The organism is Pedobacter sp. B4419 (assembly GCF_059693725.1).
The window spans coordinates 340,246-350,995 of the sequence record NZ_JCASSL010000001.1 but is presented as its reverse complement, the minus strand read 5'-3'; the positions used below and the strand labels follow the sequence as shown (position 1 = coordinate 350,995).

Annotated in this window: 12 protein-coding genes; all 12 read left to right on the top strand. The window is 40.7% G+C overall.

What is annotated here, in order from left to right; genetic code table 11:
• Positions 1-2 precede the first annotated feature (2 nt).
• Genes AC570H_RS01365 through AC570H_RS01310 form a run of 12 tightly spaced genes read left to right on the top strand, consistent with a single transcriptional unit; the run spans position 3 to position 10,705 of the window.
• Positions 3-1,244 carry an ABC transporter ATP-binding protein gene (locus AC570H_RS01365; RefSeq protein ID WP_497350929.1) on the top strand — a complete coding sequence of 414 codons (1,242 nt, stop codon included), beginning with the start codon at positions 3-5 and terminating at the stop codon, positions 1,242-1,244.
• Positions 1,245-1,253: 9 nt separating this feature from the next.
• Positions 1,254-2,054, top strand: a complete 801-nt coding sequence (locus tag AC570H_RS01360; protein WP_497350927.1) for a methyltransferase, TIGR04325 family — start codon at positions 1,254-1,256, stop codon at positions 2,052-2,054.
• The gene (locus tag AC570H_RS01355; RefSeq protein ID WP_497350925.1) at positions 2,051-2,878 is read left to right on the top strand and encodes a class I SAM-dependent methyltransferase; all 828 of its coding nucleotides are present in this window, start codon (positions 2,051-2,053) and stop codon (positions 2,876-2,878) included. Before AC570H_RS01360 ends, AC570H_RS01355 begins: the two co-directional genes overlap by 4 nt.
• Positions 2,878-3,912, top strand: a complete 1,035-nt coding sequence (locus AC570H_RS01350) for a hypothetical protein (protein WP_497350923.1) — start codon at positions 2,878-2,880, stop codon at positions 3,910-3,912. Before AC570H_RS01355 ends, AC570H_RS01350 begins: the two co-directional genes overlap by 1 nt.
• Positions 3,905-4,270 (top strand): sugar 3,4-ketoisomerase, encoded by a 366-nt coding sequence (locus AC570H_RS01345; RefSeq protein ID WP_497350921.1) that lies wholly within the window; start codon positions 3,905-3,907, stop codon positions 4,268-4,270. Before AC570H_RS01350 ends, AC570H_RS01345 begins: the two co-directional genes overlap by 8 nt.
• A complete protein-coding gene (locus AC570H_RS01340; protein WP_497350919.1) occupies positions 4,267-5,355 on the top strand; it encodes a DegT/DnrJ/EryC1/StrS family aminotransferase in 1,089 nt (362 codons plus the stop codon). Before AC570H_RS01345 ends, AC570H_RS01340 begins: the two co-directional genes overlap by 4 nt.
• On the top strand, positions 5,355-6,116 hold the full coding sequence (locus AC570H_RS01335; protein WP_497350917.1) for an FkbM family methyltransferase: 762 nt from the start codon (positions 5,355-5,357) through the stop codon (positions 6,114-6,116). Before AC570H_RS01340 ends, AC570H_RS01335 begins: the two co-directional genes overlap by 1 nt.
• Positions 6,117-7,034: an alpha-1,2-fucosyltransferase gene (locus AC570H_RS01330; protein ID WP_497350915.1), complete on the top strand. Its 918-nt coding sequence runs from the start codon at positions 6,117-6,119 to the stop codon at positions 7,032-7,034.
• Positions 7,031-8,026 (top strand): glycosyltransferase family 2 protein, encoded by a 996-nt coding sequence (locus AC570H_RS01325; protein ID WP_497350913.1) that lies wholly within the window; start codon positions 7,031-7,033, stop codon positions 8,024-8,026. The genes AC570H_RS01330 and AC570H_RS01325 overlap by 4 nt, the downstream gene beginning before the upstream one ends.
• Positions 8,023-8,799 carry a glycosyltransferase family 2 protein gene (locus AC570H_RS01320; protein WP_497350911.1) on the top strand — a complete coding sequence of 259 codons (777 nt, stop codon included), beginning with the start codon at positions 8,023-8,025 and terminating at the stop codon, positions 8,797-8,799. The genes AC570H_RS01325 and AC570H_RS01320 overlap by 4 nt, the downstream gene beginning before the upstream one ends.
• Positions 8,772-9,713, top strand: a complete 942-nt coding sequence (locus AC570H_RS01315) for a glycosyltransferase (RefSeq protein WP_497350909.1) — start codon at positions 8,772-8,774, stop codon at positions 9,711-9,713. Before AC570H_RS01320 ends, AC570H_RS01315 begins: the two co-directional genes overlap by 28 nt.
• Positions 9,713-10,705, top strand: a complete 993-nt coding sequence (locus AC570H_RS01310) for a glycosyltransferase family 2 protein (RefSeq protein WP_497350907.1) — start codon at positions 9,713-9,715, stop codon at positions 10,703-10,705. Before AC570H_RS01315 ends, AC570H_RS01310 begins: the two co-directional genes overlap by 1 nt.
• Positions 10,706-10,750 lie beyond the last annotated feature (45 nt).

Genomic DNA, 10,750 nt, shown 5'->3' with positions numbered 1-10,750 from the left:
CCATGTCGAACATAGCTATTAAAGTAGAAAACCTCAGCAAGGCTTATCAATTGGGCCAAATAGGCACTGGAACCATTAGTCGCGATTTGGAACGCTGGTATGCCCGTATTAGAGGCAAAGAAGATCCTTTCTTAAAAATAGGCGAAACCAACGACCAAAACACCAAGAGCAAAAGTGACATAGTCTGGAGTTTAAAAGACATCAACTTTGAAATTGAGCAAGGTGATGCAGTAGGAATTATTGGCAGAAACGGCGCCGGCAAGAGCACTTTGCTAAAAATACTGAGCAGGGTTACAGCACCTACTACTGGAAAAATTTCCGGACGGGGACGTATTGCCAGCTTGTTAGAAGTTGGTACCGGCTTTCATCCCGAACTCAGTGGCCGTGAAAACATTTTTTTAAATGGCGCCATTTTGGGCATGCGCAAAAAAGAAATTGCCCGTAAGCTGGATGAAATTGTTGCTTTTGCTGGTATCGAGCGCTATTTGGATACACCCGTGAAACGTTACAGCAGCGGCATGTATGTACGCTTGGCCTTTGCCGTAGCGGCGCATTTAGAAAGTGAAATTCTAATTGTGGACGAAGTACTTGCCGTTGGCGATGCTGAGTTTCAAAAGAAGTGCTTAGGCAAAATGGGCGAAGTGAGCAAGGGCGAAGGCAGGACAGTGCTGTTTGTGAGCCATAATATGCATGCTATTTTAGAGCTTTGTACCAAAGGCATAGTGCTGGAGCACGGCAAAATGTCTATGACGGGCGATGTAAACAAAGCTATCAACTATTACCAAAATAAGCAGGCCCAATACCTCACGGCTCATTGGGAACGCAATGAACCATTAGCCAAACCTGGGTTTGTTTCTATCAAAATAGCACTCGAAGGAAGCCAACCTTCACACAAGCTATCTGTTCATTTTAGGGTAAACCAAGTTGAAAATACAGCTCCGGCATTTGTTGGGTTTGGCATAAGAAACAGCCTAGGCATCATTATTATGGAAGCCTATCCTGTGCTAAAGCAATTTGTCACTTTTGACGATACCTCTAAAGCGTACCAATGCGAAGTTGAGCTCAACTACCTTATACCAGACCAATATGTATTTTATGCATGGATGGGCGCCAGTGAATCTGAACCATATGACTGGATAGACAACCAGATGGGTTTTGAGATATTCGATTCGCCAATGCCGGAAAGAACATTTCCTTATTCGCCTAGGTTAGGATCGATCATTGCCCCTTCTTTCTTAAAATAAATGTCGACCATGGCAAATTTAGCTAAAAGGGCTTTACGCAAAATCAAACGAATACTTTTTAAGCCAAAGGAATTTGTTTGGTTCAAATCTTATCCAAGCTGGCAGACGGCTAAGGCAGATGCATTGGGTTATGATGATCAGCATATATTAGAAAAATGCAAAGCTGCCTTGCTCAAAGTAAGGGATGGCCATGCCGCTTATGAACGTGACTCGGTATTATTTGACGAGATACAATATAGTTGGGGATTATTGGCAGGCCTGCAAAAGGCAGCCCTAGAACACAACAGTGAACTTTGCGTAATTGATTTTGGAGGTTCGTTGGGAAGCTCTTATTTTCAGAACAGAGATTTTTTAAGCAATTTAAAATCGTTAAAATGGTGTATTATAGAACAGTCTCATTTTGTAAAATGCGGGCAGGAAAATTTTGAGAACGATCAACTAAAATTCTATTATACGATAGAAGATTGCTTAAAAGAAAACACACCCCATGTACTTTTGCTGAGTAGCGTAATCCAATACCTGGAGCGTCCTTATGATTGGATAGAAAAGTTTATCGCCTACGATATACCATATATCATTATAGATAGAACTGCTTTTATAGAGGCAGATCAAGATGTGGTTTGTCTGCAGTCGGTGCCGGCATACATCTATCAGGCAAGCTACCCATGTTGGTTCTTTGAGCCGAAACACCTGATTGCACAGTTTACCAAAGAATATCGGCTTTTAGGCAAGTTTGACAGTGGCTACACCGAAACTATGATCCTAGATAGAACAAAGATTTACTGGGACGGATTAATTCTAAAAAAATGAAATACCTCAACCTAGGCTGTGGCCATTATTTTTCTAGTGACACCCGGTGGACCAACATCGATTTTGTAAGTACTGGTGAGGGTGTTATTGCCCATAATCTGCTACAAGGCATTCCTGCAAATGATGGTTCTTTCGATGTAGTATATCATTCTCATGTATTAGAGCATTTTACAAAAGCCGATGGTTTTAACTTTATAAAGGAATGCTATAGGGTATTAAAATCTGGTGGTATCATCAGAATTGCAATTCCTGATCTAGAGCAGATTGCCAGACTCTACCTCAGTTTTTTGGAACAGGGTATGGCCAATGAAACCGACGAACATCTACGTGCCAATTACAATTGGATGCTAATTGAAATGTACGACCAAACGGTAAGAAACCATGGCGGAGGCGAAATGGCTAATTATCTTTTTCAGGATCAAATTATTAACGAACAGTTTGTTTTTGAACGAATTGGTGAAGAAGGCCGGGCCATAAGGAAGTATTTTGTCAATCAGCCTAAAGGAGCTGCTCCAAAAAAGAAAAAAAGAACACCCGTTCAGCTGGTTAAAGCAATTATAAGAAGACTGAATCCTTTCAAGAAAACAAACGAACAGCTCAAGATTGAAAATATTGGAAGGTTTAGGCTACAAGGAGAAATTCATCAATGGATGTATGATAGGTATTCGCTAAGTCACCTTTTGAGATCTATCGGCTTTGAAGACTTTAAGATAACAACTGCGTTTGAAAGTGGCATTACCGATTGGAACGAATTCCATTTGGACGACAAGAATGGCGAACCCAGAAAGCCAGATTCTCTATTTGTAGAGGCGGTTAAAAGCTAATGTTGCATTTTGCCACACTTTTTGATTACAATTACCTTAGCAGAGGTTTATGTTTGCTTGATTCGCTGTGCAAAACGGTTTCGGGCAATTTTAAGCTGTATGTATTAGCATTGGATGAGGACACTATTTCCTATTTTAAGGAATTGGACCACAGCAATGTTCAAATTATCACATTAAGTGAGGTAGAAAGTCATTTCACCGATTTGGCCGAGGCAAAAGCCAACAGAAGCAAAATAGAATATTATTTTACCTTAAGCCCAATTTTGCCACTCTATATCCTCGAAAATCATGAATGCGATAGGATTACCTCCCTAGATGCCGACATCTACTTTTATGCAGATCCAACAACCATTTTCAACCATTACCAGCCAGAAGACATACTGATTACCCCTCACGATTTTTCTTCTAACCTAAAGCACCTTGAAGAATATGGGTTGTACAATGTAAGCTTTCAGTCTTTCCCACGCACGGCAAATGCATTCGATGTACTAAACGATTGGAAAACAAAATGCATTACCTGGTGCAACGATGTGTTAGATCCCAATAATGGCTATTTTGCTGATCAAAAATACCTTGATTTTTGGAAAGGCAACTTTGATCATATCCAAGATATAGCACTTAAAACTTGTGGTAGGGCCCCTTGGAATATAAAAGACACCAAATTTAGTTCTAAAAAAGGCAAGGTGTTGGCAAATGGCCATCCTTTAATCTATTATCATTTTCATCACCTGCGTATCTATGGCAACATTATAGAACATGGTATTGCTTTATATGGGCTTTCAGAAATTTCGGACGAGATAAAGACCATTTACAAAAGATACCTTCGAAACCTAATTGGTCATAATAAGGCCCTTTATTCGGTAAACGACAAAAGTATAGGCAGATATAACAATTCGAAAGAGACAAGAACATGGTTTAATCATATTTGGGAAATTGAGTTAGGAGCCGTGGCGTTAGGCCACTCGGCCCATTTCTTCAATATTAAGCTGATAAAAAGAGCCTATTATTACATCAAAAGAAAACTAAATGCCTGAACTTATCAATCTTAAGACCTTTACCGATAACAGAGGAAATTTAACGGTTATTGAGAAGGTTATTCCATTTGACATCAAAAGAATATTTTACATTTATGGCGTCGACAAATCGGTAAGAGGTGGGCACAGACATCACCAGACCATACAAGCCGCTATATGCATCCAAGGCACCTGCAGAATCTATAGCAATAATAGGTTCCAACATGAATATTTTGTACTAGACGAACCACACAAATGCCTGATACTTAAACCAGAAGATTGGCATACGATGGACCAGTTTAGCGAAGATGCGATTTTAATGGTACTTGCTTCGGCTTATTTCGATCCTGAAGATTACATCTACGAACCTTATCCATGATAGAATACGAGAATTTAAGGCTTGTAAACAAGCCCTACGAGGAGGCTTATAGAGCAGCATTAGATACATTTTTAGAAAGTGGCTGGTACATTTTAGGCCAACAGGTAAAGCAGTTTGAAGAAGAGTTTGCGCAATACTGTGGTTCAAAACACTGTGTAGGCTTAGCTTCGGGCCTCGATGCTCTTTACCTCTCACTAGTAGCTCTAGACTTGCCGAAGGGAGCAGAGGTACTGGTGCCTTCAAATACTTACATTGCAACTATCCTTAGCATCATCAATGCAGGCCTAAAGCCTGTTTTGGTCGAGCCAAAAATCGATACCTATAACATCGACCCCAAATTAATCACAAAAGCGATAAATGGTAACACCAAGGCTATTATGGTGGTGCATTTATATGGCAAACCCTGCGAAATGGAAGCCATCACCGAAATTGCAACAGCTTACAAATTGCCTATTATCGAAGACTGTGCACAGGCACATGGCGCACATGTTAAAGGTAAAAAGGTTGGCACTTGGGGACTATTTGGGGCCTATAGCTTCTATCCCACCAAAAATCTTGGCGCACTAGGCGACGCAGGTGCCATTATTACAGACAGCGACGAGATGGCCAACAAGCTCAGAGCGCTAAGAAACTATGGTTCTCATCAAAAATATCATAACGATTACCTTGGCAACAATAGCCGTCTTGATGAATTGCAAGCCATTTTTTTAGCTGTAAAGCTTAAAAAACTAGATTCAGACAACGCACATAAGAAGAATTTGGCCAACACCTATTTTGAGCATTTAAAAAACCAAAAGCTTATTTTACCTGTGTTGCAAGATGGCCTTGCAGATGTTCACCATATTTTTAACATCCGCACCACCAAACGCGATAAGCTTAAATCTTATCTATTGGAAAAAGGCATCAAAACAGAAATACACTACCCTATTGCGCCACATCACCAAGTGGCCTACCAATCATTTTTTGAGGGTTATTCATTTCCGATATCAGAATTGATCCATCAAACAACATTAAGTCTTCCCATTTCAAATGCACTTACTATTGATGATATAAAAACGATATGCACTGTGCTCAATAATTTCTAATGTTGAAAATCCTACTCAAAAAATCGCTGCAAAAACTTGGCTACGAAATCAACAAGATCGTTCCGGCCCATGCCGGTTCTACAAACAGGCCTCCACACGCAAGTTTTAGCCAAGTATTGGAAGATTTGGTTGCACGAGGTTTTCATAGCAATACCATTCTCGATGTTGGTGCCAACCATGCAGATTGGAGCAAAATGGCCAAAGCAATTTTCAGGGATTCTATTTTTTACCTGATAGAGCCACAAATCGAGATGGAACCCGACCTGAAGAATTTTTGCGAAGCAAATCCTGGTTCTAAGTATTTCTTGTGCGGAGCTGGGAGTGCCAATCAATCGCTAACCCTAACCATTTGGGATGATAAAGCTGGCAGCTCGTTTGTACCTAAGGAACAAGATTTTTTTAGCTATGCAACCGAAAAAAGAGTGGTTCCGATCAGAACCATCAATTCCATCATCAGCGAGCATACAATAGAAGTTCCGAACCTGGTTAAGTTAGACATCCAAGGCTTTGAAATAGAAGCGCTCAAAGGAGCATCTGATTTGTTTGGAAATACAGAGATATTTATTTTAGAAGTTGCCCTTTTTAAATTTGAGGATATGCCTGTTTTTTCAGAGGTGGTTGCCTTTATGGAATCAAAAGGCTACGTACTTTATGACTTCGCAGGATTTTCAAGAAGGCCTTATGACGGAGCTCTAGGTCAATGCGATGTGCTTTTTGCTAAAAAGGATGGATTTCTGACCCAATATCAGCAATGGCGTTAAATGATTAGCATAGTCTTAAATGGCCGTTTAGGCAATCAGCTTTTTCAATATGCCTTTGCTTATCATTTGTCCAAAAAATTTTCAACAAGCTTCTACCTCGACCAAAAAATAGAGCCATGTAGCTTGCCAAAGTATTTTGAAGTTACAACAGGTACTTTTGCTTTTTTAGACAAGCATTTATTTTCAATAAAGGGTTATAAGAATTTTTTCAGCTACTACCTAAGAACATATTTCTACAAATTGATGGCAAGCCTTTTTTTTGGAAAGAAGAACCTCTACTCTTTTTCATTCAATGCAAGGATAAGCGACGTAAATCAGCAATTAAGAAATGGTGTTTTATTAGAGGGCTATTTTCAGTCGGCTCTTTTCTTCGAGCCTGATAAAGAAGAAATTAGACAAAAATTGAATCTCAAAGAAGAAATTAGACTCGACTATCAGAAAAAAAAAAAACAATTGGCTCCCAATGGAGAAAAAATAGTGGCAGTACACATCAGAAGAACGGATTATCAGCATCTTGCTATTTTAAACGCAGGCCATGAAAATTTGACCCTTCCCCCTTCCTATTACCATCAGCTAATAGCCAAAATTAGCGAAGCCCATCAAAACCCTTATTTTTTATTTGTTGGAGATGACATAGCTTTTATGGAAAAGGAATTTGGCTATGTTTCGAACAAGCATATTTCTCGGGATAATGAAATAACCGACCTGCAGCATCTTATGCATGCCGATATCTGTGTGCTGAGCAACAGTACATTCAGTTGGTGGGGTGCATACTTAAATAAAAAGCCCAATAAAATTGTTTATTGCCCAAGGTATTTCTTGGGCTTTCATATTAAAGAAACTTTGCCTCCCAATATCTATCCGGAAGGATGGATACAGGTTGATACCATGACCTATTCCTCATCAAAGCTTAAATGAACACAGGCATTTCCGTCATTATATGTTGCTATAATAGCGAAAAAAAAATTGAGCAGACTTTGCTTCACTTGGCCAAACAAAGTCCACAGCCTACTACTTCGGCCGAAGTAGTGCTAGTTGACAACAACTCGACAGACCAGACCGTTGCCATTGCAAAAGCTATTTGGGACCGTGTAAATGCACCCATGCCCCTTGTTGTTGTGTACGAGCCAATAGCTGGTTTAAGCAGTGCCAGAAAAGCAGGAATTGAGCATTCCCAATATGATTATATTATTTTTTGCGACGACGACAATTGGCTTGACGAAAACTATCTAGAAACGGTTATCGAATATTTTAATAACGATCCATCAATAGCTATAATTGGAGGTACAGGTCAAGCCGTATTCGAGCATCAAAAGCCGTGGTGGTTCGATCGTTTTTGCCATGGTTATGCCGTAGGAAAACAGTTGCCTGAAGAAGGCTACTTGAACAGTGTATATGGCGCAGGCATGGCCATCAGAAAAGATGTGCTGATAAGCAAGCCCTTTAATGCCTTGCCCCTTCTATTGAGTGATAGAAAGGGAACAGAGCTGTCATCAGGTGGCGATTCTGAAATATGTTTGCGCATAAGGCTACTGGGCTACAAAATATTGTACAGTGAAAAACTAGGTTTTAAGCACTTTTTAACCGACAACAGGTTAACTTGGCCCTACCTCAAAAAACTGCATTTGGGGTTTGCCCATGCCTCTATCTTTTTAGGGCTTTACGAGCGGGCCTTGAACAACAACAGACCTTTACATAGGTTCTATTGGCTCAATAAGAGTATTTTTTATTTTGGCCGTTCAATAAAATACGCCCTTTTGCATCTGGGATTGTTATTAGGCAAAACCGAAGGCCGTATAGAAATTGTAAACCTAAATGCTTGGTGGCTTTTAGCGGGTAGGTATTTAAAATATAATTTTCAGGTCAATAAAAAATACAAACTGATTTTAAAGATCAAGCAACAGATTTGAATAAGCAATATCCCAAAATATCAATTGTTACGCCCAGCTATAACCAAGGCGAATTTATTGAAGAAACGATTCTGTCTGTTTTGAACCAAGGCTATCCAAACCTCGAATACATTGTGATTGACGGTGGCAGCACAGACAATACTTTGGCCATTCTCGAAAAATACAAGGATCGTTTGGCTTATTGGGTTTCTGAGAAAGACGGCGGGCAGGGAAACGCCATAAACAAAGGCTTTAGAAAGGCTACGGGAGACATTTATGGTTGGATGAATAGCGATGACTATTATCTACCTCATACTTTCAAAGCTCTTGCAAAGGCCTACGCACCCAGCAAATACCAGTTTTACTATGGCGATTCGTTAGACCTTAGCGAAAAAAAGGTGCTTTCTTATACCGATGCCAACTATGTAATCGACGACTTTTTAAGGTTCGGTGGGCTGATTGCTTCACATTCGGCTTTCTGGGACAGCCGCATACACCAAGAAATATGGGAAGAGATGAAATGCAATGTAGACGGCGAGCTATGGATCAGGATGTTGAAAGGCGTGAAAAAGAAATACATTCGTAAGCCATTAGGCGTGTACAGGCATCACGACGAAGCCAAATCAAACGACGAAAAATGGAAGGTCGCCTGGCGCGAGGATGGCATACGCATTGAGCAGCGGTATGGTCCGCCACCACAAGCACGAAGCTACCTGAGAATAAAGTACCTGGCCTACGACAAAATATTTTCGTTGATCAGAAAAATATGGAGAAGACCTCAACCATGGCGTTAAATAGCTTATCGATATTAATTCCTTGCTACAATTCGGCCAAACACCTGCCAAAGCTTTTTGAGGGAATTAATGCACAAACCGTTCCTTTTGACGAAATTATCTGCTATGACGATGGCAGCACCGACGATACCGTGGCAGTAGCTACAGCTCTTGGAGCCAAGGTAATAGCAGGCGATCAAAACAAAGGGCCAGCTTATGCAAGAAACAGGCTGATCGAAGCTACTACCACCAGATGGATCCATTTCCATGATTCGGACGATCTGATTTCGCCACATTTTGTAGCAACAGTACAAGAATTAATTGATCGCCAAGAGGTTCCTGACCAAACCTGCATCCTCTCCAACATGCAGGTAATAGACCTTGATGGAATAAATGCCGAATCATTGGTTCGGTATAGCCAGTCAGAGATAAAAGCAGATCCTATTGCTTACTTCTTAAAGCACAACGGCTTTGCCATTATTGGGTGCTACCCTACAAAATTGTTGCAGCAAATTGGAGGCTTTAGGCAAGACATCCGCGGAAACGAAGACCCCGACCTACATGTGCGGCTGGCCATAGCAGGAGCAAAATTTAGCTGTACCGACAAGGCCTTGGTAACCAACCTTACCAGAAGCGATTCGTTTTCGGCCATTAACTGGGCAAAGTGCCTGGCCGATAGGCTGACCTGTTTTGAAAACTACCTACAGCTTTTAGACAAAAAATACCATTACCTCATCGGAGAACAAGCAGTTATCCTGTCTAATTATTTTTATAGACAGAAAATGTTCGACTTGAGCGATCGGGCCCTGCAATTGGTGTATCAATCTGAAATAAAGCAAGTGTATGGCTCTAAGTTTGCAAAATATACCTCAAAGATATTTGGGTTGCGCTTTTATATGTGGCTGTCAAGAAAAAGAATAGACCTCAACGTTTAATGAACAAACCACTTGTATCGGTTATTATTCCAGCATATAATGCGGCTACGCATATTGCACAAACCATCAATTCGGTAGTAGAACAAACGTATAGCCAATTAGAAATCATAGTGGTAAACGATGGCTCTACAGACGATACGTTAGATGTGCTTAAGCAGTTTGGCAACGAAAAAATAAAAGTGCTGTCGCAACCTAACGGTGGGGCCAGTAGTGCCAAACAACTTGGACTGGAAAAGGCCACAGGCGATTTTATACAGTACTTGGATGCAGACGATTTGCTGAGCAAAGACAAGATCGAAATTCAGGTAGCAGAACTGCTTCAATACCCCGATCAGGTTGCGGTTTGTAGTACGGTGCATTTCGACGCTGACCAAGACCATTTAACACAGCAGCCATCTGCCTATGAGGATGGCTTTTTATACAGTACAACCGACGTTTCAGGATTTTTGATCAACTTATGGGGAGGCAACGGAAAGGGTGGATCGATGATACAGCCCAATACCTTTTTAATTCCAATGTCTGTGGCCAAAGTAGCGGGACCTTGGGATACCAGCCTCTCGCCATGCCCAGATGAAGATGGCGAATATTTTTGCAGGGTACTCCTTTCGAGCAAGGGCATCAGGTATACCGATGGCGTGCTCAACTATTACCGTAAATTTCCGAACAAAAAAAGCCTGAGCTCCTTAAAAAGCCATAAGTCGTTGATTAACTCCTATCAATCGGTGGTCAGTAAAAAAAACTGGCTCTTTAAACACAACAATGGAGAAAAAGCAAAATTGGCCATTGCCCGTCAACTTATCTCTGTTGCAATAGACGCTTATCCGAGATACCTTTCGCTTTATAAAGAAATAAATAATGAAGTAGTGAAGCTAGGCCGGTATAGCTATGCGCCAATTAGTGGCGGGCCGGTTACACGCAAGCTTTCTACAACACTGGGCTGGAAATTTGCAAGACTTTTTCAGTATTACTTGGCCAAAATAAGATCCAGCTAGTGAATAATAAAGAAAAGCCCCCTCCATTAAACTTTCTAAACTGAT